This is a genomic window from Acidimicrobiales bacterium (genome assembly GCA_016794585.1).
In the GTDB taxonomy this organism is placed as follows: domain Bacteria; phylum Actinomycetota; class Acidimicrobiia; order Acidimicrobiales; family DATDAH01; genus JAEUJM01.
The window spans coordinates 53,314-80,178 of record JAEUJM010000011.1 but is presented as its reverse complement, the minus strand read 5'-3'; the positions used below and the strand labels follow the sequence as shown (position 1 = coordinate 80,178).

The window sequence follows — 26,865 nt, the reverse complement described above, 5'->3', positions numbered from 1 at the left end:
GGCGCTGGGCGGTGCCTCGAGCCGGGGCGCGGAGCGGGTGCGGGCCCGAAGGCCCGCACCCGTCCCGGACGCTGCTGTGGTGCGGAGGTGACGACTACTTGTGGGTCATCTCCACGCCGGACGGATCGTGGGTCTGCTGCTCCTCGAGGCCAGGGACGTGCGAGCCCATGAACTCGGGGTAGGCGAGCATGCCCATCTCGGGCAGATCGAGGCCCTCGATCTCGTCGGCCTCCTTGCTGCGGATCCCACCCTTCATGACCGCGTTCTGGATCTTGAAGAAGGCGTAGGCCACCCCGAAGATCACCGTGCAGATCACGAGGGCGCCGATGGCCTGCGAGGCCAGCTGCTTGGCGCCGTCCGAGGTGTCGTAGAGGATGCCGGTGATGCCGGTGACCTCGGTGCCGTTCCAGCCGGCGCCGTACTGGCCGTCGGCGAAGATCCCCACGCAGAGCACACCGAAGATGCCGCCCACGCCGTGGACCGAGATGGCGCCCACCGGGTCGTCGATGCCGCGCTTCTCGAAGAAGCCCAGCGACACCGGGATCAGCAGGCCGGCGATGATGCCGATGACCGCTGCCGCCCAGGGCTGCACGAAGGCGCACGGGGCGGTGATGGCCACGAGGCCGCCGAGCATGCCGTTGACCATCATGCCGGGGTCCGGCTTCTTGTCACCGCGGCTCATCATGAAGAACATCGCCGTGGTGGCACCGAAGGCGGCGGCGAGGGCGGTGTTCAGGGCCACGACGGCGAAGCGGGTGTCGGTGGCCGCGAACGTCGAGGCGGCGTTGAACCCGAACCAGCCGAAGAGCAGGATGAAGGTGCCCAGCATGGCCATGGGGATGTGGTGGCCCGGCATCACGTTGGCCGAGCCGTCCTCGTTGAACTTGCCGATGCGGGCCCCGAGGACCAGTGCACCGGCGAGGCCGGCCACACCACCGACGGCGTGCACCACGCCGGAGCCGGCGAAGTCCACGTAGCCGGCGCCCAGGTCCATGGAGTTGCCGAGCTGGGCCAGCCAGCCGCCGCCCCACGTCCAGGCCCCGAACAGCGGGTAGTAGATGGCGCCGCAGAAGAGGCCCCATCCCACGAAGGCGCTCCACTTCCACCGCTCGGCCATGGCCCCGGTGGGGATGGTCGCCACGGTGTCCATGAAGGCCACCATGTAGAGGAAGAAGGCCATCGCTCCGGCGGTGTAGAAGGCGGAGCCGCTGCCGGCCCAGCCTCCCTGCCACAGGAAGACCCACTCACCCGAGCCGATGAGGTTCGTGCCCGTCGGCGTATCCATGCCGATGAGCGGGAGGCTGTAGCCGCCGAACATCAGGGGGTAGCCGACCAGGAAGAACGCCACGAAGCCGAGGCCGAAGATGGCGAAGTTCGTGGAGACCACGTGCGAGGCGTGCTTGGCCCGGCAGAAGCCGGTCTCGACCAGGGCGAACCCGGCCTGCATGAAGATGACGAGGATGGCGCCGATGACGACCCAGAGCAGGTTCAGCTGGATGCCGAGATCGGTCACTGCCTCGACGGGGTCGACGTCCTGAGCGCCGGCCGCCACCGAGGTCAGGAGGACAAGTGCGCCGGTGATGCCGGCGCCCACCAGGAGCTTCTTCTTCATCGACACGCTCCCCTCGTGCGTGACCTCGTGGTACGAGGTGCTGACATGTCCGATTCCTTTCGTTGGTTCCACCACGCGGGCAGTTCGCCCGCTCGGAAGGAACCTAGGTAGGGCCGATCACGAGACAGTGACGCCGATGTGAACGGCTCCACACAGGCGTCTCGCGGTCCTGTCCCGCGTTCCTTTCGCCTTTCTTTCGCATCTCGGGACCGACCGCAGGAACGTCGACGCAACGAGGAAGAGGCGCCCGCGTCGGGCGCCTCTCTTCGTACTTCCGTGCTGGATCGACTCGTGCCCGGGCGCGGCCGGCGGGCCGCGGCGATCAGATCGCGTCGACGCCCTGCTCGCCCGTGCGGACGCGGACGACGCGCTCGAGGGGCATCGACCAGACCTTGCCGTCGCCGATCTTGCCCGTCTTGGCCGCCTCGGTGACCACCTCGACCGCCCGGTCCGCGTCGCCGTCATCCACGATGAGGTCGAGGCGGATCTTGGGGACGTACTCGACGGTGTACTCGGCCCCGCGGAAGGTCTCGGTCCGGCCCGCCTGGCGGCCGTAGCCCTGCACCTCGCTCACCGTGAGCCCGGCGATCCCGGCCCCCAAGAGCGCCTCACGCACCTCTTCGAGCTTGAAGGGCTTGATGATCGCGGTCACGAGCACGGGCATGGGGTCTCCAGGATGAGCGAGAAGAGGAGAGCGGTTTCGACCGACCGCTCCGGCAGGTTCAGGCGCCGTCGGCCATCTGGCCGTTCGCACGCGTCCGACGCTCGAGCAGGTAGCCGCGTGAGCGCACGGTGCGGATGGCGAGGCCGACGGGCTCGAGTCGACGCCGGAGGCGCAGCACGTGGACGTCCAGGGCGTTGCGACCGGGAGCGCCCGACGGCCAACCGGCACGGGCGAGTGCCTCCCGACTCACGACGGCGCCGAAGCGCTCCAGCAAGGCGGCGGTCAGGCGGAGCTCGACCGGCGGCAGCGCCACCCACTCGTCATCGAGGCGGAGCACGCCGTCGTCGTCGAGCACGGGCGGGGCGGCCCGCAGGTGGCGGCAGCGCCGCTCGAGCCCGTCGACACGGGCCCGCAGGTCGATCTCGTCGGCCGGCACCCGGATCCAGTCCTCGAGGCCGTCGCCCACCGCAGGAGGCGGGGCATCGGTCTGGACGAGCAGGAGACGGGGCCGACCCTGGTCGCGCAGCTGCTCGAGCCGCTCGGCCTCATCGGGCCAGCGCACGAGGACCACGTCGTTGTCCGGCATCGGCGGGGACGGTACGGAAGCGAGGTTTCCCAAGTGTTTCGTCGAAGTGAATTGGACGGCCGCGCGGAATTCGGGCGGGCGAATCGGCCCGGCTAGCGTCGTTGGCGCCATGAAGCGCCTACCGATCAAGCCGCATGTCGCCGTCATCCTGCTCGGCGTCGCCATCGCCCTCTTCACCATGGGCTCGGGCATCATCCCGATCGTCACCCAGTGGCACGACGACTCGGACGTCGCGCGCGAGGTGTTCGTCAACATCCCCGACGTGCTGATCGTCGCGTTCTACACGGTCATCCCGATCATGATCGTGTACGGGGCGGTGCTGTTCAGCCAGCGGGTGCGCAACTGGGAGCGGGGCGCCCCCGACGACCGCCGCACCACCCCCAAGAACGTCAAGCGCCGCTTCAAGGACTTCCGCGCCGGCGTGTTCATGCAGACCCTGCTGCGGGACCCCGCCGCCGGCATCATGCACTCGCTGATCTACTTCAGCTTCCTCATCCTGCTGGCCGTCACCACGGTGCTGGAGATCGACCACCAGCTCCCCGAGAGCGCCAAGTTCCTCCACGGCACCACGTACCAGGCCTACAGCTTCGTGGGCGACGCCGCCGGCCTGCTCTTCCTCGTCGGCATCGTCTGGGCCATCGTCCGGCGCTACGTCGCCCGGCCCTACCGCATCCGCATCAAGTCCAAGCCCGAGCACGCCGTGATCCTCGGCATCTTCCTCGTCATCGGGGTCACGGGCTTCACCACCGAGATCTTCCGCCTCGCCGAGGAGGGCCGCCCCGAGTTCGAGCAGTGGGCCTTCGTCAGCTACCCGCTCTCGGGCCTCGTCGACGGCTGGAGCAACCTCGACGCGCTGCACCAGGCCAGCTGGGGCCTCCACGTCATCGCCTTCATCGCGTTCCTGGCCATCCTCCCGACCACCATGCTGCGCCACATGTTCACGTCCCCGATGAACATGTACCTGCGTGACCGCGAGCGGCCCAAGGGCGCCATGAAGGCCATGCCCAACCTGATGGAGACCGAGCTCGAGAGCTTCGGCGCCAGCCAGGTGGCCGACCTCACGTGGAAGCAGCTGCTCGACACCGACTCCTGCACGATGTGCGGTCGCTGCACCTCGGTCTGCCCCGCCCACGCCACCGGCAAGCCCCTCGACCCCCGAGAGATCGTCCTCAAGACGGGCGAGGTCATGGCCGCCACCGGCAGCCCGCAGGTGTCGCCCCCCATCGGCGTCGACCGCGAGATCACCGTCGACGCCGACTCGCTCTTCGAGCGCATCACCGCCGAAGAGGTCTGGTCGTGCACGTCCTGCAAGGCCTGCGACGAGATCTGCCCGGTCAACATCGAGATCCTCGACAAGATCCTCGACATGCGGCGCTACCTGTCACTGATGGAGTCCAACTTCCCCACCGAGCTCGGCAACGCCTACCGCTCGATGGAGAACTCCTCGAACCCGTGGGGCATGAGCCAGGGTGAGCGGGCCGACTGGGCCAAGGGCCTCGACGGCATCGACGTGGTCGAGCCCACCGACGCCTTCGACCACGAGTACCTGTACTGGGTGGGCTGCGCCGGCTCGTTCGACGACAAGAACAAGAAGGTCACCCAGTCGATGGCCAAGCTCATGCAGCGGGCCGGCATCGACTTCGCCATCCTCGGCCCGTCCGAGCTGTGCACCGGCGACCCCGCCCGCCGCTCGGGCAACGAGTACATCTTCCAGATGCTGGCGATGCAGAACATCGAGACGCTGAACGGCATGGGCGTGAAGAAGATCGTCACCCAGTGCCCGCACTGCTTCAACACCCTCATGAACGAGTACCCGCAACTCGGCGGCAACTACGAGGTGGTGCACCACAGCCAGTTCCTCGAGTGGCTGGTCGACCAGGGCAAGCTCGACCTCTCGGGGGCCCGCCTCGACGAGCGCCTCGTCTACCACGACTCGTGCTACCTCGGCCGCCACAACGACGTGTACCTCTCCCCCCGGAAGGTCATCGGCTCGCTGGGCGGTGTCGAGATCCTCGAGGCCCCCCGCAACGGCACCAAGGGCATGTGCTGCGGCGCCGGCGGCGCCCGCATGTGGATGGAGGAGTCCATCGGGAAGCAGGTCAACGTCGAGCGCAGCCAGGAGCTCATCGCCACCGGGGCCGAGCGTGTCGCCACCGCCTGCCCCTTCTGCTACATCATGATCGACGACGGGGTGAAGGGCGAGGGCCTCGACGACGATGCAGTGAAGGTGGCCGACATCGCGATGCACGTGCTCGAGGCGCTCGAGCGCTCCGAGGCGCCCGTGAGCATCACCGCCGGCGGATCGACGTCGGGTGCCGGCGCAGGGGACGCCGACGGTGCTGCGCCGGTCGAGGAGTAGCGAGCCCGCTGGCCACCGGTCCGGCACCGCCACCACCGGGGTGGTGGTCGCCGGCGACGACCCCGACGCCCTCGAGCTGATGGGTCGTCTCCTCACGCCGCTCGGCGAGCCCGTCTCGCTCATCGGCGACACCGCCTCGGCGGTGGCCGCCGTCGCCGCCTCGCCCTGCCGGGTGCTGGTGCTCGCCTTCAGCGGCGAGGCCCAGCGCACCAACCTGTCCACCCTGGCGGCGGTCCAGCGCCGCACCGAGCCCGCGGTGGCGTCCACGCCGGTGGTGATGGTGGCGGACGACGACCACCACCTGCTCGATGCCTGGCAGGCCGGCATCGACGACCACCTGGTGCGCCCCGTGCACGCCGACGCCCTCGTCGCCGCGGTCCGGGGCGCCCTCGAGCGCACCGAAGCCGAACGCGCCGACCACCAACGCCAAGGCCTCAACCGGGCACGAGCGGCGGCGCTCGCCGACCCCGACGACGTCTGAGCCGGCGTGAGCCGGTGTGGCCCTGGGTCCGGCACGATGGGCCGACGATTCCTAAGCTGACGGGTCGGTATGCGGCTCCCGGGGAGGGGCCAGGGAGGCGGGTGAGCATGGGCGGGATCCGGTTCGTGGTGCGGGCGACGGCGGCCACGGCGGCAATGGCGCTGTTGGGCGCCCTGGCGGTCGGCGCACCGTCGGTGCCGGTCGCCGCCGACGGCAACGAGGCACCGGGGAGCCCCACCTCGTTCGAGCACCTCACCCTCGGAGGCAGTGCGGTCTGTGTGGTGAACGACGCGGGGGCGCTGCGCTGCTGGGGCCAGGGCGCCAACGGCCGACTCGGTTCGGGCGACACGGCGAACCGCGGTGACGAGCCGGGCGAGATGGGCGCCTTCCTCCCCACCGTCGACGTGGGCAGCGGCCGCACCGTCAGCGCGGTCGCCGGAGGACGCACGTTCATGTGCGCGGTCCTGGACGACGGGTCGCTGAAGTGCTGGGGCTCGGGAAACTCCGGCCAGCTCGGTCAGGGGAACACGGCCTCGATCGGCGACAACCCGAACGAGATGGGCGACGACCTCCCCGCCATCGCCCTCGGCACCGGACGAACGGCGACCGCCGTCACCGGTGGGGTGAGCCACACCTGTGCGTTGCTCGACAACGCCAAGGTGAAGTGCTGGGGGGACAACGCCTACGGCCAGCTCGGCCAAGGCGACACCACCCGCCGTGGCGAAGGCCCGAACGAGATGGGCGACAACCTCCCCACCGTCGCCCTGGGCACCGGTCGCACGGCCACGGCCATCACCGCCGGCGAGACCCACGTCTGTGCCCTGATGGACAACGGCCGGATCAAGTGCTGGGGCCGGAACACCAGCGGTGAGCTCGGGCTGGGCGATACCGCCAACCGAGGCGACGGGCCCACCGAGATGGGCGGCAACCTGCCGGCCGTCGCCCTCGGCACCGGTCGCACCGCCACCGCCATCAGCGCGGGCTACGACCACGTGTGCGCGCTCCTGGACGACGGCTCGATCAAGTGCTGGGGCAACAACCTGTACGGCCAGCTCGGCCTCGGTGACGTCAACCACCGCGGCGACGGGCCCAACGAGATGGGCGACAACCTCCCGGCCGTCGACCTCGGCGCCGGCCGCACCGCCACCGCGGTGGCGGCGATGACCTGGGCCACCTGCGCGTTGTTGGACAACGGTGCCGTCAAGTGCTGGGGCCGCAACCTCTCCGGCCAGCTCGGCCTCGGGAACGCGGCCAACCGCGGCGACGGGCCCAACGAGATGGGCGACAGCCTGCCCGTCGTCAACCTCGGCACCGGCCGCACCGCCACCGTCGTGACCGCCGGCGGACAGCAGGCCTGCGCACGGCTCGACAACGGCGCGCTGAAGTGTTGGGGCGAGAACCTCGCCGGCACGCTCGGCCAGGAGGACACCGCCACGCGCGGCGACAGCGCCACCGAGATGGGCGACAACCTGCCCGCCGTGTTCCTGCCTCCGGCGGGGCTCATGGGCGGCACCATCACCGACGCCGTGACCGGGCTCCCGGTGGTGGGTGCCGGCGTGATCGCCCTCCGGACCTCCGACTTCGGCACCGCCGCCTCGGCGACCACCGACGCCGCCGGCAACTACCTGATGCAGGCGCCGACGGGCACCTACTTCCTCTACCTCGTCGACCCCACCGGGAGCCACGCCGACGGCTTCCTCGGGGCACCCCAGCAGGTGACCGTGACCGACGGCGCCGCCATCGACACGGACGGGACCATGGCCGGGAGCGCGGCGCGCGGCGCCTTCTCGGGCACCGTGACCGACCAGGCCACCGGCGCCGCCGTGCCCGGCGCCATCGTGTACGCGATCGGCGCCTCGGGCATCGCCGGCGGGACCGTCACGGCGAGCAACGGCACCTACATCCTCACCGGCCTGGTGCCCGGCACCTACCGAGCCGTCTTCGTCAACGGCAGCGGCCGACGAGTCACCGAGTATTGGAACAACAGCCCCAACTACGACGGCGCCGCGACCATCAACGTCAGTGCCGGGACGACGACGCCCAACGTCAACGCCGCCCTCTTCCGCCCCTGAGGGGATCCGAGACTTCCGGACACCCGGCGGACGTCTGGAGTCGTCGACGCCACGTCCAGAGCCGTCGGCGCCGGTTCGGCGCGGCGGTCGATCCGCTCAGCCCTTCAAGACGGCGGCGAGGGCTTGCTGGGTGGCGCCGACGTAGGAGCCGCCGAACTTGATGGCGTGCACCGCCAGCGGCGCCAGCTGGTGGAGCGGGACCCGGGCCTCCCAGCCGTCGGCGAGGGGGGACGCCTCGGCGTAGGCCGCGAAGCACTCGCCGCCGAAGCCCCCGAAGAGCCGCATCATCGCCAGGTCGAACTCGCGGTGGCCGCCCTGGGCGGCCGGGTCGATCAACCAGTTGACCCCGCCGGCGCCCACCAGTCGGTTGCCCGCCCAGAGGTCGCCGTGCAGGCGCGCTGGCGGCTCGGGAGGTCCGCCGAGCTCGGGCAGGCGGTCGGCCACGGCCTCGAGGTCGCGGCACGCCGGCTCGGGCAGTGCGCCCTCGTCCCGAGCCAGGCGGGCCAGGGGGAGCAGCCGGTTGGCGGCGAACGCGGCCGCCCAGGTGTCGTGGGGCTCGTTGGGCAGGCCGCGGCTCCCGGTGGTGCGACGGTCCTCCCGCCCGAAGCACGGCGCACCGGCCGCGTGGAGCGCGGCGAGGGCACGACCCAGGTCGGCCTCCGTCGTCGGCCCCGGCCGACCCTCGTCGATCCACTCGAGCACCAGCGCCGGCGGGTCGTCGAGGACGGCCAGCACCTCGGGCACCGCGACGGTGCCGGCGCCGCGCAGCCACGTGAGGCCGGCGGCCTCGGTGTCGAAGAAGTCGGGCGGCGGCCGGCGGTGGGTCTTGGCGAACACGACGCAGCCGTCGGCGAGGCCCACGCGGAACGCTTCGGCGACGTCCCCGCCGTGCACCGGGGCGAGCGAGGCCACCTCCGCACCCAGATTCCGGCCGACGGCATCTCGCAATGCCTCCATCCGCCCCGAGCGATCGGCGACCATCGCCCGGACCGTACCGGGCAGGACCCGTCGACGGCGCTGAGCCATTCACACGTTCACCACGTGTGGATCGCTGCTACGGTCCCGGCTGCCTCATCACCTGTCCTGTCGGAGGAAAGCACCATGTCTCAGTCGGCCGAAGAGTTCCTCGCCTCGCACGAGCTCCTCACCCTCGCCACCGCCTCTTCGTCCGGCGAGCCGCATGCGGCTCCCGTCTTCTACGCCACCGAGGGCACCACGATCTTCTTCTCGCTGAACGCGAGCTCGCAGTCGTACAAGAACATCAAGGCCAACGGCCGGGCCTCGGTCGCCGTGGGCGACGCCCCCGACGAGGGCCAGGACTGGAAGGCCGCGAAGGGCATCCAGATCACCGGCTCGGTCACCGACATCGACGGCGACGAGGAGCGCGAGGCCGGCGCCAAGGTCGCGGCCCGCTACTCCTACCTCGACGACGTCTTCAGTGGCGGCGACTTCTTCCGGCTCGACCCCGACGAGGTCCACTACGTGGACAACTCGGGCGACGGCGACGAGGCCTTCGAGGCCCTCGGCGTCGAGTGGAAGCGCTCGACGGTCGAGTAGGACGCCGAGCCGAGGGTCGGGGGGAACGTCATGCGAGTGATGGTCGTGTCCGCGATCGGGCGGGAGTCGTCGACCTGCTTCATCCTGGCCCAGCGCATCGCCAACATCTGCACGGGCCTGGGCGTGGAGGTGGACTTCGCCACCCCCACCCAGGTCGCCCTGCCGGTCAATGACGGCAACGTCGCGTGGGACCTTCCCGAGGTCACCGCGTGGCGCGAGCGCATCGAGAAGACCCACGCCCACCTGTGGGTCTCGCCCGAGTACCACTCCGCCATGACGGGCGGGTTCAAGAACCTGTTCGACTACCTCGACAAGGCGCCCCTCCAGGGTGACGTCGTCGGCCTCTTCGCCCTCGCCGGCGGGGCCATGGCCGCCCTCAACACCTTGAACGGCATGTCGGTCATGGCCCGCTCGCTCGGCGCCTGGGTGGCGCCCGACTACTGCGCCCTCAACTCGAACGACGTGAAGGAAGGCCTCGACGAGCGCACCGACGCCCGCGTCGCCCGTCTCTGCGAGACCGTGGTCGAGACCGCCGACCGCATCAACGCCCCCGGCGCCAACCTCATCGACGACCTCCCCCTCGAGTAGCGGCGCCGATCCGGCTTCGGCCCGAACGGCCGCCGGCGGTACAGTGACCCCTTCTGCGGGTGTAGTTCAGAGGCAGAACATCAGCTTCCCAAGCTGAGAACGCGGGTTCGATTCCCGTCACCCGCTCCACTGCGAACGCAACCGCCGCTGATGTTCTGCCTCGGCAGACCCCTCTCCGGTCGCTGCGCTCCACCCAGCTTCCCAAGCTGAGAACGCGGGTTCGATTCCCGTCACCCGCTCCAATCACACCAGCGCGCAGAGGGTCACGCCGCCGGCGGGGTGAGGGCGTCGGCGGTGACCTCCATGTGGCCGAGGTGCTGGAACAGCTCCTCGAGGACGTGCAGGACCAGGGCGCCGTCGGTGCGGTCGGTGCCGGGCATGAAGCCGCGCCAGTCGTGGTCGGTGGCGGTCGGGCCGGCGACGAACTCGGCGATGAGGGCGTTCGTGCGCTCGACGGCGGCGGCGATGCGGTCGCGCAGCTCGGCGATGGTGGCCTGGGTGCGGAACTCGGCGTCGCGGTCGCGGACGCTGTCGCGACCGAGGCCGGGCATCTCGAACCACGAGGGCGCCAGCTCGCAGCAGTGGACCACGAGGCCCGCCACGCTGTTGGTCCCCCACCCGTTGGGCCGCTGGTTCACCGTGTCGTCGTCGAGGCGGTCGAGCACCGCCTCCATCCCCCGGAACGCGTGGCCCACGTAGAACTCGATGCTGTCACCGGTCAGCTCCATGGGCCCGACGCTACGCGCCCGGTATCCCTTTTCGGGCCTCGTTCGTCTTGGAGGGTGAACAGTCCGTTGTGCGGCTCACCGGAGCCGGAACGCCAAGGAGATGGCCATGTCATTCGTGAACGAAGCAGGTTGGGATCGGATCGCCCGGGTGGTGCTCGGCATCGTGTTGCTGGTCGTGGGCCTCGGCGTCGTTGGCGGCACCGGCGGCACGATCCTCGCCGTGGTGGGCCTGATCCCGCTGCTCACCGGCGCCGTCGGGTACTGCCCGCTCTACAGCGTCTTCCACCTGCGCACGAACCACCCGGACGAGACCGCCACGAAGGCATGAGGCCGACCGGGCCGGCACCACGGGGCACCCAGCCTCCGGTGCCGGCCTCCGTCGCGCCCGTGCGAGGCTCACGACCGTGAACGAGTCGAACGAGCCCGCCACGGCGACCGAGCCGACCGGCGGCGCTCCGGATGACGAGGTGATGGCCGCCGCCCTCGTCGAGCTGTACCCGTTCGCCCTGTCGCTGACGCGCGACCCGGACCGGGCCGCCGACCTCATCCAGGACGCGTGGCTGCGGGCCTCCCGCTCCGCCGGGCAATGGCGGGGCGATGCCCCGCTGAAGTCCTGGCTCCGCCGCATCATCCACAACCTGGCCATCGACTCGGCCCGCCGGTCGGGGCGCGAAGTGCTCGCCGAGGACGTCGAGCAGCGCTGGCGGGACGACGAGTACACCGTCGACGCCGCCGTCGTGGCCGAGCGGGCGCAGACCCGCGAGGAACTGGAGGACGGCCTCGTCCGGCTCCCGTTCATCTACCGGTCCGTGGTGATGCTCCACGACGTCGAGGGCTGGACCGTGGCCGAGATCGCCGAGCTGCTCGAGCTCGGCCTGCCGGCGGCGAAGCAGCGCCTGCGGCGGGGGCGGATGATGCTCGTCACCGCGCTCGCCGACGGCCAGGAACGCCGCCAGAACCTGAAAGGTGTGCCCATGCGCTGTTGGGATGCCCGCCAGCACGTGTCCGAGTACCTCAACGGTGACCTCGATCCCGAGGTGGCGGCGCTGCTCGAGCGTCATCTCGAGGCGTGCCCGACGTGCCCGCCCCTGTACGCCTCGCTCGTCGGGGTGTGCGACGAGCTCGGCACCCTCCGCGACCCCGACACCGTGGTTCCCCCGGAGCTGGCCGGCCGGCTCACCGCCGGCGCTCCACCCGGCAGCTGAGCGACGGACCGGCCGGCGCCGCTCCGTCGTCACGGGACGACGATGCCGGAATCAGGGTCGAGCCCATCAGCGCACCTGGCACTTGCCCGACGCGTGCCGGTGCACCCCCTCGCCCGCGATCACCCGCGTGGAGCGCGCAGCTCTCGGCGCGACCGGATGCCGAGCTTCGAGAAGATGTTGCCCATGTGGTACTCGACCGCCTTCACGCTGACGAACAGCGTCTCAGCGACCTCCCGATTCGTGTAGCCCTGGCGCACCAGCGCCACGACGTCTCGCTCGCGCTCGGTGAGTCCGGCCGCGAGGTCGTCCGTGGGAAGGTCCAGCTCGGCGCCGGCGGCGTTCAGGTCGGCGCGGATGTGCTCGACGAGCGGGCCCGGGCCGAGGGGGGCCACGAGGCGCTCGGCGGCGTGGAGCTGGGTGCGGGCCTCCTCGAGGCGGCCGACGGCCAGCAGCTGCGCGCCGTGGTGGCGGTGCAGGTGGAACCGCTCCAGCACCGCCGTGTCGGACGTGACCGCCGACTGCGCCCGCTCGAATGCCGCCAGCGCCGCGGCGGCGTCGCCGTCGAGCGCGGTGCGACGCGCCTCCATCGTCGCGACCACCACCGTCAGCTCGCCGCTCCGGCGTCGAGCCAGCGTGGCCAGCAGGTCGATGCGCCGGCGGGCCTCCGCCGTTCGGCCCAGATCGAGGAAGGCACCGGTGAGGCGTGGCAGCCACAAGGTCGCGAACACGGGCCCCGCCTCGTCGCGAGGACCACCTTCCAAGGGTTCGAGCAGGGCGACGACCTCGTCGGGCCGCGAGGTGGCTTCGGCCAGGGCCGCCGCAGCGAGCCGGGCCCAGACGTCGGCCTCCGCGGTCCCCGCGCCGTCAGCGGCCCGCCGTGCCCGCTCGACGTACCCGGAGGCGCTGTCGCTCGCGGCCCCCGGCGCCAAGGCCATGGCGGCGACGGCTTCTGCCTGGGCGAGCACGAGCGCCAGCCCCTCGTCGCCGGCGAGGTCGATCGCCGTGCGTGCATGCACCGCCGCTTCGTCCCAGGCACCACGGGCCAGCAGCGCGAACGCGAGCAGCGTCTCCGCTCGAGCCAGGTGGACCGTCTGGAGCCCCTGCTGTGAGCGTTCGATGAACGCATGCAGGTCGGAGACCGCGGCGCGCTGTCGGCCTGCGTAGGCCTCGAACATCCCCCGGGTGCCGACCACGAGCGCACCGAGGCTCGGCGCCAGCGGCCGCTCCTCGGGGAACCGCGCCACGAGGTCCGCCAGGCCGGCCTCGGCCCCCCACTGCTGCGAGACGCCGATGGCGTGCAGGACGTCGGCGACGCCGGCCTGTTCGCTGTCCGCCCCCACGAGCGAGGCCACCGGAGCGACGGCGTCCACCGCGTCGACGCCTTGCGACAGCGCCGTGAACAGGTACCCGAGCTGGACCAGCGCGGTAGCGGCGAGGCTCGGGTCGGCGCCGGTGGCGGACCGCTTCAACAGCTGCTCCCCGGCGAGCATGTCGCCCGAGGCGGCCGCCAGCATGCCCCGCACGAGGCAGTGGAGCTGTTGGTCGTCATCGGCGACCGAGGTCGGGCACCGATCGTGGGCGGCGCTCAGCTCGCCGGCATCGATGAGCGCGAGGCTCGCCTCGAGGGCCCGGCGCCTTCGGGTCGCCGGGGACGAGGTGATCTCCCCGGCCCACAGTAAATGGCGCGCGGCAAGGGCACCGTGGCCGGCGGCCCTCGCAGCCTCCGCGGCGACGAGCAGGTCGTGCTCGAGGGACGTGTCGGCCGGATCCGCGGCGAGGGCACGGTGGCGAAGCGCCTCGTCGGCGGGCAGCACGTGCGCGGCCGCCGTGTGCAGGGCGGTGCGTCGACCCGGGGCGAGGTCCTCGTACACCGCCAGCTCCTGCAACGGGTGCACGAACGCGAGCGCCGTCCGCCCAGGGGTGGTCGAGACGTCGACGAGGGAGCTCGCCCCGCTCCCGTCGAGCACGGCGAGGGCAGAGGGCACACCGGCGACCGCCTCCACGACGGGGACCGACGCACGCCCCCCGAGGACCGCCAGCGCCTCGCACACCGCAGCGGCCTCGGGCGCCAGCCCGGCCACCTGCGCGTTGATGATGGCGCTCAGAGAGCGCGGGACCGGCAGGTCCGGCCCGGGACGGGTGAGCTGGGAGGGCGTGAGCTCGTCGAGCAGCGTCCGAATGTAGAGGGCGTTGCCGGCGGTGTGGCGGGCGAGGCGGTCGGCCGCCTCGGGTGGGAGGGCCGTGCCTGCCGCCGAGGCGAGCTCGGCACACTCCTGCCCGGTCAACGGTGGGACGACGATCGGTCGGCAGCGATCGGGATCGGCCCGGAGCCGACCCCACCGCTCGTCCCGGGGCGCCGAGTCCTCTCGGATGGTCACGACCACGAGCACTCGATCGTGGTCGAGGCGCCGCATCGCCGTGACCAGCGCCTGCACGGAGGGCCGGTCGGCCCAGTGGAGGTCCTCGACCGCCAGCACCGCAACCTTTCCGCCCTGCTGAAGGTCGGCGAGATGATCGATCAGCTGCAACGCGGCGGCGAACGGCGCGTCGTCGGTGGCCCGGGTGACCTGTCCGAGCAGGGCCATGGGCACGTCCACCGCCAGGTCGTCGCCGTAGGCCCGCTCGATCAGGTACTCGTCGCCGAGCACGTCGAGGCACGCCCGCAGCAACGCCGACTTGCCGGACCCGGCCGGGCCCTCGATGGTCACCAGCCACGGGCGGCCCTCCGCGGCATCGCGCGCCGCTGCCAGGAAGCGCTCCGACTCGACCGCTCGTCCGACGAACGGCACCCGTCCGGTCACGTCGGCCCGCGGCCGACGTGCGCGACGGCGCCGGCGACGTGGCCAACGGCGCCCGGCGACCTGCCACCACGGCTCAACCTGCCACCTCCGACTCGTCCCGGACCTCGAGGGGAGCGTAGGTGCTGGCAACTGCCTCCGATCCGACCGGCGCAGGACCCTAGGGACCGGGCCGGCCGTCACACCGGAGATCTAGGGATCACCCCTAGGGCGGGCCGAAGGCGAAACGCCGACCATGGGGACACCGACCGCATCGGCCACTCCGTGGAGGACGCAAGCCATGACGACGACCCCCGAACGCACCTCGCCACCGACGAGCCGACCGGCCGCCGCCGCGCCCACCCTGAGCCCCCGCCGGCGTCGCCTGGTGATGGCCGTCGTCGGTCTGGCCCTCGTCATGGTGGTGTCAGCGGTCAGCGGACTGAACGTGGCCATGCCCGACATCGCACGGAGCACCGGGGCGAGCCAGTCGCAGCTGCAGTGGATCGTCGACGCCTACGAGATCCTCTTCGCCGGCCTGTTGCTCCCCGCCGGCCTGCTCGGCGACCGCTTCGGCCGGCGCCGCATCCTGCTGGCCGGCCTGGTGGTGTTCGGTGCCTTCGCCGGCGCGGCGACGTTCGCCACCGACCCGTCCACGCTCATCTGGCTGCGGGCGGGGATGGGGCTCGGTGCCGCGCTCGTCATGCCCGCCACGCTCTCGACGCTGACCACGACCTTCCCTCCCGAGGAGCGGGGCAAGGCGGTGGGCGCCTGGGCCGGCCTCGCCGGCGCCGGCGCCGTCGTGGGCCTCTTCGCCTCCGGCCTGCTGCTCGAGTGGTTCGACTGGAGCTCGTTCTTCGCGCTCAACGCGGCGCTGGCGGTGGTGGCCGTGGTGGGGGCGATCGTCTTCGTGCCCGAGACCCGCGACGAACGGCCGATCCCGTTCGACGTCGTCGGCTCGGTGCTCTCGTTCCTCGCCGTCGCCGGCGTGATCTTCGGCATCATCGAAGGACCCGTGCGGGGCTGGAGCGACCCCTCGATCATCGCCGGACTGGTCGGTGGGGCCGTCGCTGCCATCGCCTTCGTCCTGTGGGAGCTGCGACGGCGCGACCCGATGCTCGACCCGCGCCTGTTCGCCCGCCGGGGCTTCGGTACGGGCGCCGCCGCGATCACCGTGCAGTTCCTCGCCTTCTTCGGCTTCATCTTCGTCGCCATGCAGTACCTGCAGTTCATCGCCGGGTACTCGGCGCTGAAGGCCGCTGTGGCGATGCTTCCCTTCGCCATGGTGATGATCCCCCTGGCCCGCAACGCGCCCCGGGTGGCCGCCCGCTTCGGTGCGAACCGGGTCGGCGCCGCGGGCCTCGTGCTCATGGCCGTCGCCATGGTGGTGTTCTCCCGGCTGCAGGTCGAGCTGCACTACGGCGTCTTCGTGGCCGGGCTGGTGCTGCTCGCCGCCGGCCTCGGCTTGTCGAGCACACCCGCCACGACCGCCATCGTCGACTCGCTGCCACCGGAGCAGCAGGGCACGGCCTCTGCGGTCAACGACACCTCACGAGAGCTGGGCACCGCCCTCGGCATCGCCGTGCTCGGGAGCATCGTCACCAGCCGCTACACGTCGGGCGTGGCGGGCGAGCTCACCGGGATCCCACCGAAGATCGCCGACGCCATCGAGTCTTCGATCGCCGTCGCCGAGAGCGCCCCGCAGCACGCCGGCGCCCGAGGCGTCGAGATCGCCCACGCCGCGTCGCGGGCGTTCGTCGACGGCATGCACGCCGCCACCCTCACCGCCGCCGGGATCCTCCTGATCGCCGCAGTGTTCGTGGCCCTCCGGGCACCGAAGCAGGTGGTCGACGTCACGTCCGCCGACCTCTGAGCCGCACCCCGACACCCGACACCCGACCCCCGACCGAACCCAGACACAGGAGACCGACCCATGACCAACACCGACCAGCCCGGACGCATCACCGGCCCGCTGAAGACCTGGTACGACCTGCACGAGGCGCTCGACCACGAGGTCACCGGCATCGCCGAAGACGCCGAGGCGCTCACCCTCGACCGCCTCGATGCCTTCGCCACGCGCTTCTGGGCCTTCGACCGCGAGCTCCGTGCCCACTCCGAGGTGGAGGACGGGATCATGTTCCCCGCCATCGCCGAACGGGGCGGTTCCATCGAGGCCGACCTCGGGCAGGAGCACCGCGACGAGCAGCTCGCGGTGTACGCCGTCGGCGCCGCACTCCTGGCGGCCAACGCCACCCGGGCAGCGGACGCCCTCACCGAGCTGGTCGGCCTCACGGCGGACATGCGCGATTCGCTGAAGGCGCACCTCGAGCACGAAGAAGCCACCGCGCTCACCCAGGTGGACGGCCTCTTCAGCACGGACGAGCAGTCCGCACTCTTCCGCACCATCATCAGCTCGCTGCCGGCGGATCCACAGCTGCAGCCCTGGGTCACGTCGGCGCTCAGCCCCGACCACCTCGAGCTCCGGCTCCGCAACATCGCCTCGGCGATGCCCGCGCCGGCCCTCGCCGCCCTTATGGCCCAGATCCACGACGGCGTCGACGCCGCCACGTGGTCGGTCGTCGAGTCGCGCACCCCGGACCTCGCCTCCCTCGTCGACCGGCCCAGCGCCTCCTGACCCGGTCCAAGGCGGGTGACCCCGCCTGACCGCCGGCGCGGCGCTCCGCCGTCCGCCGCCCGGGAGCCGCCCGCCGCCCGCTTCAGGGCACGACGATGTCGAAGTCGGGGTCGACCGGCGCGATCAGGCCGACGAGGCGACCCAGCACGCCGGGGTCGCCGTCGACCGTCACGGTGCCGTCGGCGATGGCGCCCGCGAGGTCGAGCGTCCCGGTGACCAGCCCGATGAGCGCCACCCGGGCCAGGGTGAAGGTGGTGACGCCGTCGGGCACCGCCGTCACGGTGCGATGGTGCAGGGCGCCGTGGCGGAGCTCGGTCAGGTAGACGGCGTCCTCGTCGGTGATCCGCCAGGCGAGACGCAGGTGCTCGTCCCAGGCGCGAGGCCCGTCGATGCGCACCGCAACGCTGTCGAAGACCTGCGACACGCTCAGGGCCAGCACCATGTCGGGTGACGTCGTGGCGGGGGTGCCGAACGAGCCGCTCCGCAGCTCGGTGGCGCCAGCCAGGTACGCGTTGCGCCACGTCCCGTTCTCCGCGCCGAACCCGAGCTGCTCCAGGGCGTCGGCGAGCAGCATCCGGGCGTCCTCGTCACCGGGGTCGGCGAAGACGAGGTGCTTGCCGACCTCGGCGCACCAGCGGTAGTCGCCCTCGTCCCACGCCTGTCGCGCAACGGCGAGGGCACCGTCGCGGCCGCCCATCGCCCGGACGTAGCGGCCGGCCACCGCCTCGGGCGGATGGGGCCAGAGGTTGGCGGGGTTGGCGTCGTACCAGCCCATGTAGCGCTGGTAGATGGCCTTCACGTTGTGGCTGACCGAGCCGTAGTACCCGTGGGTGTGCCACTGCTGCTCGAGCGCCGGCGGCATCCTGATCGCCTCTGCGATCTCGGGGCCGGTGCACCCCTGGTTGATCATGCGCAGCGTCTGGTCGTGCAGGTAGAGGTAGAGGTCCCGTTGCATGGCGAGGAACTCGACGCCTTGCTCGCGTCCCCAGGTCGGCCAGTGGTGGGAGGCGAAGACGACGTCGAGCTCGCCGCCCCACAAGGCCAGGGTCTCGGTGAGGTAGTGCGCCCAGGCGTGGGCGTCGCGCACCACCGCTCCGCGGATGGTCAGGACGTTGTGGAGCGTGTGCGAGGTGTTCTCCGCCGTGCACAGCGCCCGGTGCTGCGGGAAGAAGAAGTTCATCTCCGCCGGCGCCTCGGTGCCCGGGGTCAGCTGGAACTCGATCTCGACGCCGTCGACCGTGACGGTCTGGCCGGTGTGAGTGATGTCGACCGTTGGCGCGATGAGGCTCACCGTGCCCGTCGAGGTGGTCTGGCCGAGGCCGGTGCCGATCTGGCCGGCCGGCCCGACGTCGAGCGCGGCGCCGTACATGTAGCCGGCCCGACGCAGCATGGCGGTGCCGGCGAAGACGTTCTCGGCGATGGCGTGGTGCATGAACCCTTCGGGGGCGATCACGGCCACCTCGCCGGCGGCCACCTGCTCGTCGGTGATGATGCCCTTCACCCCGCCGAAGTGGTCCACGTGCGAGTGGGTGTAGATCATCGCCTTGACCGGGCGATCGCCGCGGTGTTCGGTGTACAGGGCGAACGCGGCCGCCGCGGTCTCGCTGGAGATGAGCGGGTCGATCACGATGACCCCGGTCTCCCCCTCGACGATGCTCATCACCGAGAGGTCGAAGCCGCGCAACTGGTAGATGCCCGGGACGACCTCGAACAGCCCGTCCTCGATGAGCACCTGGCCCTGGCGCCACAGGCTGGGGTTGGCGGTGTCCGGCGCGTCGGCGCTGCGGAGGAAGTCGTAGGCGTCGAGGTCCCACACGACCCGGCCGTCGTCGGCGGTGACCTGGCGCTGCTCGGACCGGCCGAGGAAGCCCCGGGTGGCGTCGGCGAAGTCCTGACGGTCGTGCATCGGCAACGACGCCGCCATCTCGGCGATGGCGGCTCGGGTCGCCTCGGTTGCCTGGGGGTCGGTCATGGTCGCTCCTCGGATGGGTGCACGGCGGGGCCACCCGGTCGCAGGGGCCATCATGTGATGCTCGTTCGGGACGGTAGCGCGGGCCCGCGCTCTGTGACCCGCTGCCTACACCTCCCCCTCAGCGGTGCGCGTCGACCCAGGCCTGGGCGTCGGCCGAGGCCCGTTCGATCGTCGCGCCGACGCGCTCGTCACCCGGGTAGACGGCGTCGGCCCCGATCACCGCGGTGATGCCGGTGACGGCCAGCTGCTCGATGATCCGGTCGTTGGCCGAGACCACCATCAGGCGGCTGCCGGCGGAAGTCAGTGCCTCGGCGTAGCGGTGGAGGACGTCCATGAACGACGTCCCCAGGTCGCTGCGGCCCCGCAGGCGGAGGATGACCACCGAGCCGGTCGACCCGTCGCCCACCGCCGGCAGGGCTCCCTCGAAGACCGGCGCCGCCGCGAAGAACAGGCTGCCGTACGGCTGGAGCACCACGACCTCGTGCGCCGGCAGCACGGCGGGAGGGTCGACCTCGACGACGTAGCCGTCGGAGCCGGCGACCCGCCGGCGGATCGCCACCTGGTTGGACTGACGCACGACGTGGAGCACCACCGAGAGCCCGACGCCGAGGAGGACGGCGTACTGCAACGGCACGACCAGGGTGAGGACGAAGGTGACGCCGAGAACCGCCTTCTGCACGACCCCGGTACGCCACACCGACTCGAGGTCCGCCGGCTTGATGGTCCGGTAGCCGATCAGGATCAGCAGCCCGGCCAGCGCCGGCATGGCCACGTCGCCGACGGCGTCACCGAACAACACGATCACCGCCGCCATCACCACCGAGGCGATCAGCAACGACTGGCGCGAGCGGGCGCCCGCCACCTTGTTCAGCGACGTGGCCGACACGGAGCCACCGACGGGCATGCCCTGCAACAGACCCGAGGCGACATTGCCCGCGCCCTGACCGATGAAGTCACGGGACGCCTCGGGGTAGCTGCCGTCGGGGTTGGGGAAGTTCGCGGAGATCCCCGCCCCCTGCACCAGGCCCACGAACGCGAGGGAGACCGCCGGCACGATCAGCGCCGGCACCATCCGCAGCAGCGGGAGCTCGGGCGTCGGGAGGGAGTCGGCCACGACGCCGAGGTCGGCCAGCGTGGCCACGCTGTCCCAACCCGCCAGCTGAGCGAAGGCCGAGGTCACCACGACCGCGACGACGAGGCCCATCGCCCGGAGACGGGTCCGCTCGAGGACCACGATGAGCGCGATGGTGGCGAGGCCGGTCACGAGGCTCCAACCGTCGAGACGTCCCGGATGGAGCACGGTGTTGACCGCCCGGATCAGACGGTTCGCGCCCTCGGCCTGGTAGCCGGTCAGGTTGGCCAGCTGCCCGAGCACGATGTTCACGCCGACGGCGTTGATGAAGCCCACCATCACCGCGTTGGACACGAAGCGCAGGACGGTGCCGAGCCGGAACAGCCCCGCCGCGATCATCACGGCGCCGGTGAGGACCGAGAGCGTCACGAGGGCACGCGCCGGGTCGGACGCGTCCCGGATGGCGGGCACGTCGGCGATGACCATCGCCATCGCCCCGGTGCCCTGGACCGCCATGAAGGTCGAGCTGGTGAACAGGGCGCCCGCCGCCGTGCCCACCAGGTAGCCGTTGAGGCCGGCCAGCGGATTGAGCCCGGCAAGGAGGCCGGTCGCGAGCCCGTCGGGCACGGACTGGAGGCCCAGCACCAACCCCGCCGTGGCGTCCTGTCGAAGGGTGCGCGCCCGAAACGGCCCGCGCCACCTCATTGCCGCCGCCCTCGACCTCGCATCGACCCGAGCGTAGGCGGGCAGTCCGGCGAACCTGGACGCGAGGTCCGCCTCCCATCGCGGACATGATGAACGGACAGGATGTGCATCGCTGACCGTGGGCGGTGCGACGAAGGAGACCGCATGACCGACACCGCCGCCGACACCGCCGTGGCCGACGACCTGCTCGACCGCCTGCGTGCCCTCGTCGGCAGCGAGGGCCCGCCGACCGTGCCCCGCCACGCCGTGAACGAGGCGATGGTCGCCCACTGGTGCGACGCCATGGGCGACGACAACCCGCTCTACCTCGACGACGGCTTCGCCGCCGGCACGCCCCTCGGCGGCATCGTGGCCCCGCCGGCCATGCTCGACGTCTGGGACCGAGGCGGCCTCAAGCACCAGCGCAGCGCCGAGAGCCCCCGGGGCCGCGCCCTCGCTCTCCTCGAGGCCGCCGGCTTCACCTCCGTGGTGGCGGTGAACTCCGAGCTCGAGCTGCAGCGCTACGTCCGCCCCGGCGAGCGCCTGTCGAACGTCGAGGTGCTCGACGCCGTGTCCGAGGAGAAGGCCACCGGTCTCGGCATCGGTCACTTCGTCACCACCCGCCACCGCTACTCGACCGAGGGCGGCGAGCACGTCGGCGACCTGCTCTTCCGGGTCCTCAAGTTCAAGCCGGGCACGGGCAAGCAGGCCGCCGCCCCCGCCGAGGGCGCCAAGCCGGCACCCGACCCGGACCCGGCCCGCCGGCCCCGACCCGCCATCAACCTCGACAACCAGTTCTTCTGGGACGGCGCCCGCCGCCACGAGCTGCGCATCCAGCAGTGCCAGGGCTGCCAGGCCCTGCACAGTCCGCCGACTCCCCGCTGCCCCGACTGCGGCAGCTTCGACCAGGGCTGGATCGTGGCCTCGGGTCGTGGGCACCTCTACTCGTTCGCGGTGCCGCAGTACCCCCAGGTCAACGGCTTCCGCTATCCGGTCTTCGTGGGCCTCATCGAGCTGGAGGAAGGCCCCCGGATCGTGTCCAACGTGGTCGGCGTCACCCGTGACCAGCTGGCGGTGGGCATGCCCCTCGAGGTCACCTGGCTGGACAGCCACCCGGCCCAGGAAGAGGGGGCCCTCGACGCCCGCGGCTCGATCACCCTGCCCCAGTTCCGTCCCGCCACGCCGGCTCCCCGCAAGGGCACGCTCACCGCCACCGAAGCCACCGAGGGCGACGTGCTCCCGCTGTTCGCCGTGCCCGTCACCCCGACATTGGTGGTGGCCGGCGCACTGGCCACCCGGGACTTCACCGAGGTCCACCACGACCGCGACATCGCCGTGAACGCCGGCTCGAAGGACATCTTCATGAACATCAACACCACGCTCGGGCTGACCGAGCGCTACGTCACCGACTGGGCCGGACCGGGCGCCCTCGTGCGTGCCCTGCGGGTGCGCCTCGGCGCCCCGAACTACCCCGGCGACACCATGACCTACTCGGGGTCGGTGCAGTCCGCCGACCCCACGACCGGCGAGGTCACCGTCGCCCTCGAGGGGGTGAACTCGCTCGGCGCCCACGTCACCGGCACCGTCGAGCTCGTCCTGCCCGGCGGCTCCTCGTACCAAGCGGCCGCCACGACCCAGGAGGTCTCCGCATGAGCGCCCACGCCTACGCCGGCAAGACCGCCATCGCCGGGATCGGCGCCACCGAGTTCTCGAAGCGGTCGGGCCGCAGCGAGCTGCGCCTCGCCCTCGAGGCCTGCGTCAACGCGCTCGAGGACGCCGGCGTCGCCCCCGAGCAGGTCAGCGGCCTGTCGACGTTCACCATGGAGACCAATCCCGAGAGCGACGTCATGCGCAGCCTCGGCATCAAGGAGCTGACCCACTTCAGCCGCATCCACTTCGGCGGCGGCGCCCCCTGCGGCACCGTGCAGCTGGCGGCCATGGCCGTCAACGAGGGCGTAGCCGACTACGTGCTCTGCTACCGGGCCTTCAACGAGCGCAGCGGCCACCGCTTCGGCACCGGCGTCCAGGACCGGGCACCGGGCCACACCGCCGAGGAGGCGTCCTACGCCTGGACCTCGCCGTTCGGCCTGCTCACCCCGGCGTCGTGGATCGCCATGTTCGCCACGCGCATCATGCACGAGTACGGCGTGACGTCCGAGGACTTCGGCCGGGTCGCGGTCGCCGACCGCCGCCACGCCGCCACCAACCCGGCGGCGTGGTTCTACGAGCAGCCCATCACCCTCGAGGACCACCAGAACAGCCGCTGGATCGTCGAGCCCCTCCACCTGCTCGACTGCTGCCAGGAGACCGACGGCGGCCAGGCCATCCTCGTCACCTCGCTCGAGCGGGCCCGCGACTTGCGCCAGCCGCCCGTCGTGATCGAGGGTGCCGCCCAGGGCATGGCCGAGGACCAGCAGATGATGCGCTCGTTCTTCCGGGACGAGATCACCGGCCTGCCCGAGATGGGGGTGTGCGCCCGCCAGATCTGGGAGACGTCCGGCCTCGGGCCCGACGACGTGCAGACCGCGGTCATCTACGACCACTTCACCCCCTTCGTGCTGCCCCAGCTCGAGGAGTTCGGCTTCTGCGCACCGGGTGAGGCCAAGGACTTCATCGCCGACGGCAACATCGAGCTCGGCGGGCGGCTGCCCATCAACACCCACGGCGGCCAGCTCGGTGAGGGCTACCTCCACGGCATGAACGGCATCGCCGAGGGCGTCCGCCAGGTGCGGGGCACCTCCTACAACCAGGTCGACGACGTCGAGCACGTGCTCGTCACCGGCGGCACGGGGGTCCCCACCTCGGCCCTCCTCCTCGGCGGCGCCTGACGGTCGGGCCGACCGCCACCCGCTCCCCTATCCTCGGCTGGCCGTCCCGGCCCGAACCCCGAAGAGGTCCCCATGAGCACCCCCGAGCTGTCCGCGTCGAACCTGTTCTCCGTGGCGGGAAAGACCGTCCTCGTCACCGGCGGGTCCCGGGGCATCGGCGAGATGATCGCCGCCGGGTTCCTCGCCAACGGCGCCGACGTCTACATCAGCTCGCGCAAGGCCGAGGTGTGCGACGCCACCGCGGCCCGCCTGGCCGAGACCTACGGCGGCACGTGCGTCTCCGTGCCCGCCGACCTCTCCACCCTCGAGGGCATCGACGCCCTCGTGGAGAAGCTCGCCGACGTCCCCTCGATCGACGTGCTGGTGAACAACGCCGGCGCCTCGTGGGGGGCCAGCATCGAGGACTTCCCCGAGGTCGGCTGGGACAAGGTGATGGACACCAACGTCAAGGGCGTGTTCTTCCTCACCCAGCGCCTGCTGTCCAAGTTGGAGGAGGGCGCCACCGCTGACGACCCGGCCCGCATCATCAACATCGGATCCATCGACGGGATCCGGTCGCCCACGTTCGACACGTGGTCCTACGGCGCCTCGAAGGCTGCGCTCCACGCCCTCACCCGCCAGATGGGCAACCGCCTGGTGAAGCGCAACGTCATCGCCAACGCCATCGCCCCCGGGCCCTTCCCCACGTGGATGCTCAGCACCGGCGTCGGCACTGGCGGCGACGTGGAGGGCACCGACTGGGACGCCGTGGGCGGCACCGTCCCCCGCGGCCGCGTCGGCACCCCCGAGGACGTCGCCGGCACCGCCATCTTCCTGGCGTCGCGCGCCGGCGCCTACGTCGTCGGCGAGGTCATCGCCCTCGACGGCGGCATCGTCGTCTCCTGACCCGCCCTCGCTGATGTCGCCTTTATACCCCTAGGGGTATCCTGTGGGCATGCCCACGACGATCGAGAGCCGCACCACCCCACCTGAGGCATCGCCGGGCGCCACCGACGTGCTGTCGCCCCCTGCCCTCGAGCGCCGAGGGCTCTGGTGGCTGCTGTGGTCATTCCTGTTGTGCCCCTGCCACCTCCCGCTGTCGCTCGGCGTGCTGACCGCGCTGCTCGCCGGCACCTCGCTCGGCGCGGTGTTCCGCGACCACACCTGGGTGGCGGGCACCCTCCTCACGATCACCTGGCTCGCCGGCACCGCCTACGGGTTCCACCTCATCCGCCAGGCCAAGCGCGCCGGCGGCGCCTGCCCCTCCCGGGACCCGTCGACGGACGCCTGACACCAGCGGGTCAGGTCGGGAAGCGGAGGCGCATGGTCGTGGCGCCGCGGTTGGCCCAGTCGGCGTAGGGCACCGGACGGGCGGCGACGGGCGTCGGCGCCGCGCCCTCGGGCCCGGTCACGCCGAGCGGGTAGTGGAGCGCCGGCGCCAGCGGACGGACGGCGAAGGCGTCGGCGACCGGTGCTGCCGGGTCGACCACGACGTCGCGGAGGTCGACGCCGGCGTGGTCCACGCCCTCGAGGCAGTGGACGACCGGGCCGCGGCGCAGGTGGACGGTGCCGGCGGCGCCCTCGACCCGGTGGTCGGTGGTCCACCACTGCCAGTCGACGGGCAGGGAGACCCGCCCGTCGGCCGGGATCGGCTCGTGGCACGACAGGCCCGACCAGCCGACCCACCCCGGGCGGCGCACGCGCGCCGACGAACGGTCCGACGGCGCCGTGTGCACGGTCACGGTGATCTCGCCCTCGAACGGGTAGCCGCCACCGACCTCGACATCCCACCCGTCGCCCCGGATGCGGCACGCGAGCGGCAGGTGCACCAGCAGGTCGCCGGCGGCGTCGACCTCGGCCACGTGACGGTCGACCGACGCGAACATGCGGGCCAGGTTCGGCGGGCAGCACGGCACGAGGAACCAGTCGTGGCGTCGGGCCGGGAACCACTCGGCCAGCATCATCATCCCGTAGTCGAAGTCGTAGACCCACGGGTTGAGGTCGGGCGCCACCTCCCCCACGGCGTGGGGCTGGGAGTAGAACCACGTGTCGCCCTCGGCGCCCACGCCGCACGGCACGGCGTTGTACAGCAGGACCTCGGCCTGGTCGAGAGCCGCCGGGTCACCGGTGAGCCGCCACACCCGCTCGCAGAACTGGGTGGCGGCCACCGCCGCGCAGCTCTCGGTGTAGGAGGCGGCGTCGGGTTGCTCGTACGGGCGGCCCACCATCTCGCCCAGCCAGCGGCCGCCGACCGCACCCGTGGGGTAGGCGTGTCGCTCGACCAGCGCGTCGAACTGGCGCTGGGCGGCGAGCGACCACCGCTCTTCCCCGGTCGCCAGCGCCACCTCGGCGAACCCCGAGGCGAGGTACAGCGCCCGGACCGCGTGGCCCGACAACGAGTACTCGTCGAGTGACGAACCCGCCGCCGCCAGCCGGTGCTCGAGGGCCCAGGCGGCGTGATCGACGTAGCGCTCGGTCCCCGTCGCCGCCGCCAGACGGCAGAGGGCGAGCTCCACCTCGGGGTGGGCATCCGTGCGCTCGTCCCGGCCGGGGCCGAAGGTCGCCACCAGGTGATCGGCGAGGCGCACCGCCACCGCGAGCAGCTGCTCGGAGCCGGTGGCCGAGTGGTGAGCGGCGGCCGCCTCGAAGAGGTGACCGAAGCAGTAGTGCTCGTGGCCGAAGTCGAGGTCGGAGTAGCGGGCGGGCAGGCCCTCGACGCCGTAGTGGGTGTGGACGTAGCCGTCGGGCTGCTGCACGGCCTCGATCAGGTCGATCACCGGGTCGGCGAGGTCGAGGCGTCCGGCGAGCACCGCCGCTTCGAGCCACTTGTAGAGGTCGGAGTCGCAGAAGTGCATGGCCCGGCGGGGCGTGGCGCCGGGGTCGATCACGCCGGCCAGGCGGCGGAAGTTGTCGACCACGCCCTGGCCCTCGAGGCGGCCGAGGACCACCTCGATCGTGTGCTCACGCAGCTGCGCCTGCCGCGGCGCCCAGAACCCGTCCGCCAACTCGATGTCCACGGCCGCAGTCAACCAGACCCCGACCGCGGCCCGAGACGACCGTCGAGGT

General features: G+C 71.8%; 22 protein-coding genes and 1 tRNA gene. 14 read left to right on the top strand and 9 right to left on the bottom strand.

The window, feature by feature from the left end:
• Nucleotides 1-94 precede the first annotated feature (94 nt).
• From JNK12_04765 to JNK12_04755, 3 genes are all read right to left on the bottom strand, one after another.
• Nucleotides 95-1,612, bottom strand: a complete 1,518-nt coding sequence (locus JNK12_04765) for an ammonium transporter (protein MBL8775214.1) — start codon at nucleotides 1,610-1,612, stop codon at nucleotides 95-97.
• Between the two features lie 322 nt (nucleotides 1,613-1,934).
• A complete protein-coding gene (locus JNK12_04760) occupies nucleotides 1,935-2,276 on the bottom strand; it encodes a P-II family nitrogen regulator (GenBank protein MBL8775213.1) in 342 nt (113 codons plus the stop codon).
• A gap of 58 nt (nucleotides 2,277-2,334) precedes the next feature.
• On the bottom strand, nucleotides 2,335-2,862 hold the full coding sequence (locus JNK12_04755; GenBank protein ID MBL8775212.1) for a winged helix-turn-helix domain-containing protein: 528 nt from the start codon (nucleotides 2,860-2,862) through the stop codon (nucleotides 2,335-2,337).
• 109 nt (nucleotides 2,863-2,971) lie between these two features.
• Between JNK12_04755 and JNK12_04750 the strand changes: the two genes are divergently transcribed.
• The 3 genes from JNK12_04750 (at nucleotide 2,972) to JNK12_04740 (ending at nucleotide 7,774) form a co-directional block, all read left to right on the top strand.
• Entirely contained in the window at nucleotides 2,972-5,221 is a 2,250-nt protein-coding gene (locus JNK12_04750) for a 4Fe-4S dicluster domain-containing protein (protein ID MBL8775211.1), read from the top strand.
• Entirely contained in the window at nucleotides 5,175-5,702 is a 528-nt protein-coding gene (locus JNK12_04745) for a response regulator transcription factor (GenBank protein MBL8775210.1), read from the top strand. Before JNK12_04750 ends, JNK12_04745 begins: the two co-directional genes overlap by 47 nt.
• Before the next feature lie 107 nt (nucleotides 5,703-5,809).
• A complete protein-coding gene (locus tag JNK12_04740) occupies nucleotides 5,810-7,774 on the top strand; it encodes a carboxypeptidase regulatory-like domain-containing protein (protein ID MBL8775209.1) in 1,965 nt (654 codons plus the stop codon).
• Nucleotides 7,775-7,870: 96 nt separating this feature from the next.
• Here JNK12_04740 and JNK12_04735 read toward each other — a convergent pair whose 3' ends face one another.
• The gene (locus JNK12_04735; GenBank protein MBL8775208.1) at nucleotides 7,871-8,755 is read right to left on the bottom strand and encodes a fructosamine kinase family protein; all 885 of its coding nucleotides are present in this window, start codon (nucleotides 8,753-8,755) and stop codon (nucleotides 7,871-7,873) included.
• Between the two features lie 120 nt (nucleotides 8,756-8,875).
• Here JNK12_04735 and JNK12_04730 point away from each other — a divergent pair, with 120 nt between their 5' ends.
• The 3 genes from JNK12_04730 to JNK12_04720 all read left to right on the top strand — a co-directional run bounded on the left by JNK12_04730 (nucleotide 8,876) and on the right by JNK12_04720 (nucleotide 10,048).
• A complete protein-coding gene (locus tag JNK12_04730) occupies nucleotides 8,876-9,331 on the top strand; it encodes a pyridoxamine 5'-phosphate oxidase family protein (GenBank protein MBL8775207.1) in 456 nt (151 codons plus the stop codon).
• Nucleotides 9,332-9,361: 30 nt separating this feature from the next.
• On the top strand, nucleotides 9,362-9,919 hold the full coding sequence (locus JNK12_04725; protein ID MBL8775206.1) for an NAD(P)H-dependent oxidoreductase: 558 nt from the start codon (nucleotides 9,362-9,364) through the stop codon (nucleotides 9,917-9,919).
• A 55-nt stretch (nucleotides 9,920-9,974) separates the two neighbouring features.
• Nucleotides 9,975-10,048: transfer RNA gene (locus JNK12_04720), tRNA-Gly, on the top strand.
• A gap of 134 nt (nucleotides 10,049-10,182) precedes the next feature.
• On the opposite strand, the gene JNK12_04715 is transcribed toward JNK12_04720, so the two are convergent.
• Nucleotides 10,183-10,647, bottom strand: coding sequence for a DinB family protein (locus tag JNK12_04715; protein MBL8775205.1), 465 nt, complete (start codon nucleotides 10,645-10,647; stop codon nucleotides 10,183-10,185).
• Nucleotides 10,648-10,753: 106 nt separating this feature from the next.
• Here JNK12_04715 and JNK12_04710 point away from each other — a divergent pair, with 106 nt between their 5' ends.
• Both JNK12_04710 and JNK12_04705 read left to right on the top strand, forming a co-directional pair.
• Entirely contained in the window at nucleotides 10,754-10,975 is a 222-nt protein-coding gene (locus tag JNK12_04710; protein MBL8775204.1) for a DUF2892 domain-containing protein, read from the top strand.
• A gap of 76 nt (nucleotides 10,976-11,051) precedes the next feature.
• On the top strand, nucleotides 11,052-11,852 hold the full coding sequence (locus tag JNK12_04705) for a sigma-70 family RNA polymerase sigma factor (GenBank protein MBL8775203.1): 801 nt from the start codon (nucleotides 11,052-11,054) through the stop codon (nucleotides 11,850-11,852).
• 119 nt (nucleotides 11,853-11,971) lie between these two features.
• On the opposite strand, the gene JNK12_04700 is transcribed toward JNK12_04705, so the two are convergent.
• The gene (locus tag JNK12_04700; GenBank protein ID MBL8775202.1) at nucleotides 11,972-14,641 is read right to left on the bottom strand and encodes an AAA family ATPase; all 2,670 of its coding nucleotides are present in this window, start codon (nucleotides 14,639-14,641) and stop codon (nucleotides 11,972-11,974) included.
• 289 nt (nucleotides 14,642-14,930) lie between these two features.
• On the opposite strand from JNK12_04700, the gene JNK12_04695 reads away from it, so the two are divergent.
• Together JNK12_04695 and JNK12_04690 are read left to right on the top strand one after the other, a co-directional pair.
• Nucleotides 14,931-16,502 (top strand): MFS transporter, encoded by a 1,572-nt coding sequence (locus JNK12_04695; GenBank protein ID MBL8775201.1) that lies wholly within the window; start codon nucleotides 14,931-14,933, stop codon nucleotides 16,500-16,502.
• 60 nt (nucleotides 16,503-16,562) lie between these two features.
• Nucleotides 16,563-17,264 (top strand): hemerythrin domain-containing protein, encoded by a 702-nt coding sequence (locus JNK12_04690; protein ID MBL8775200.1) that lies wholly within the window; start codon nucleotides 16,563-16,565, stop codon nucleotides 17,262-17,264.
• Between the two features lie 82 nt (nucleotides 17,265-17,346).
• Here the strand turns inward: JNK12_04690 and JNK12_04685 are convergent, their stop codons facing one another.
• Nucleotides 17,347-19,236: an MBL fold metallo-hydrolase gene (locus tag JNK12_04685; protein ID MBL8775199.1), complete on the bottom strand. Its 1,890-nt coding sequence runs from the start codon at nucleotides 19,234-19,236 to the stop codon at nucleotides 17,347-17,349.
• Between the two features lie 118 nt (nucleotides 19,237-19,354).
• Nucleotides 19,355-21,013: a SulP family inorganic anion transporter gene (locus tag JNK12_04680; GenBank protein ID MBL8775198.1), complete on the bottom strand. Its 1,659-nt coding sequence runs from the start codon at nucleotides 21,011-21,013 to the stop codon at nucleotides 19,355-19,357.
• A 144-nt stretch (nucleotides 21,014-21,157) separates the two neighbouring features.
• Here JNK12_04680 and JNK12_04675 point away from each other — a divergent pair, with 144 nt between their 5' ends.
• The 4 genes from JNK12_04675 (at nucleotide 21,158) to JNK12_04660 (ending at nucleotide 25,090) form a co-directional block, all read left to right on the top strand.
• Nucleotides 21,158-22,645: an OB-fold domain-containing protein gene (locus tag JNK12_04675; protein ID MBL8775197.1), complete on the top strand. Its 1,488-nt coding sequence runs from the start codon at nucleotides 21,158-21,160 to the stop codon at nucleotides 22,643-22,645.
• Nucleotides 22,642-23,820, top strand: a complete 1,179-nt coding sequence (locus JNK12_04670) for a lipid-transfer protein (protein ID MBL8775196.1) — start codon at nucleotides 22,642-22,644, stop codon at nucleotides 23,818-23,820. The genes JNK12_04675 and JNK12_04670 overlap by 4 nt, the downstream gene beginning before the upstream one ends.
• Before the next feature lie 72 nt (nucleotides 23,821-23,892).
• Nucleotides 23,893-24,705, top strand: coding sequence for an SDR family oxidoreductase (locus tag JNK12_04665; GenBank protein ID MBL8775195.1), 813 nt, complete (start codon nucleotides 23,893-23,895; stop codon nucleotides 24,703-24,705).
• Between the two features lie 49 nt (nucleotides 24,706-24,754).
• The gene (locus JNK12_04660) at nucleotides 24,755-25,090 is read left to right on the top strand and encodes a hypothetical protein (protein MBL8775194.1); all 336 of its coding nucleotides are present in this window, start codon (nucleotides 24,755-24,757) and stop codon (nucleotides 25,088-25,090) included.
• Nucleotides 25,091-25,100: 10 nt separating this feature from the next.
• On the opposite strand, the gene JNK12_04655 is transcribed toward JNK12_04660, so the two are convergent.
• Entirely contained in the window at nucleotides 25,101-26,816 is a 1,716-nt protein-coding gene (locus JNK12_04655) for a glycoside hydrolase family 127 protein (protein ID MBL8775193.1), read from the bottom strand.
• Between the last annotated feature and the right edge of the window lie 49 nt (nucleotides 26,817-26,865).

Bases quoted from the DNA above. Each gene is read 5' to 3' on its own strand.
- JNK12_04765 (MBL8775214.1), bottom strand. From the start codon at position 1,612: ATGAAGAAGAAGCTCCTGGTGGGCGCCGGCATCACCGGCGCACTTGTC.
- JNK12_04760 (MBL8775213.1), bottom strand. From the start codon at position 2,276: ATGCCCGTGCTCGTGACCGCGATCATCAAGCCCTTCAAGCTCGAAGAG.
- JNK12_04755 (MBL8775212.1), bottom strand. From the start codon at position 2,862: ATGCCGGACAACGACGTGGTCCTCGTGCGCTGGCCCGATGAGGCCGAG.
- JNK12_04750 (MBL8775211.1), top strand. From the start codon at position 2,972: ATGAAGCGCCTACCGATCAAGCCGCATGTCGCCGTCATCCTGCTCGGC.
- JNK12_04740 (MBL8775209.1), top strand. From the start codon at position 5,810: ATGGGCGGGATCCGGTTCGTGGTGCGGGCGACGGCGGCCACGGCGGCA.
- JNK12_04735 (MBL8775208.1), bottom strand. From the start codon at position 8,755: ATGGTCGCCGATCGCTCGGGGCGGATGGAGGCATTGCGAGATGCCGTC.
- JNK12_04730 (MBL8775207.1), top strand. From the start codon at position 8,876: ATGTCTCAGTCGGCCGAAGAGTTCCTCGCCTCGCACGAGCTCCTCACC.
- JNK12_04725 (MBL8775206.1), top strand. From the start codon at position 9,362: ATGCGAGTGATGGTCGTGTCCGCGATCGGGCGGGAGTCGTCGACCTGC.
- JNK12_04715 (MBL8775205.1), bottom strand. From the start codon at position 10,647: ATGGAGCTGACCGGTGACAGCATCGAGTTCTACGTGGGCCACGCGTTC.
- JNK12_04710 (MBL8775204.1), top strand. From the start codon at position 10,754: ATGTCATTCGTGAACGAAGCAGGTTGGGATCGGATCGCCCGGGTGGTG.
- JNK12_04695 (MBL8775201.1), top strand. From the start codon at position 14,931: ATGACGACGACCCCCGAACGCACCTCGCCACCGACGAGCCGACCGGCC.
- JNK12_04690 (MBL8775200.1), top strand. From the start codon at position 16,563: ATGACCAACACCGACCAGCCCGGACGCATCACCGGCCCGCTGAAGACC.
- JNK12_04685 (MBL8775199.1), bottom strand. From the start codon at position 19,236: ATGACCGACCCCCAGGCAACCGAGGCGACCCGAGCCGCCATCGCCGAG.
- JNK12_04680 (MBL8775198.1), bottom strand. From the start codon at position 21,013: ATGAGGTGGCGCGGGCCGTTTCGGGCGCGCACCCTTCGACAGGACGCC.
- JNK12_04675 (MBL8775197.1), top strand. From the start codon at position 21,158: ATGACCGACACCGCCGCCGACACCGCCGTGGCCGACGACCTGCTCGAC.
- JNK12_04670 (MBL8775196.1), top strand. From the start codon at position 22,642: ATGAGCGCCCACGCCTACGCCGGCAAGACCGCCATCGCCGGGATCGGC.
- JNK12_04665 (MBL8775195.1), top strand. From the start codon at position 23,893: ATGAGCACCCCCGAGCTGTCCGCGTCGAACCTGTTCTCCGTGGCGGGA.
- JNK12_04660 (MBL8775194.1), top strand. From the start codon at position 24,755: ATGCCCACGACGATCGAGAGCCGCACCACCCCACCTGAGGCATCGCCG.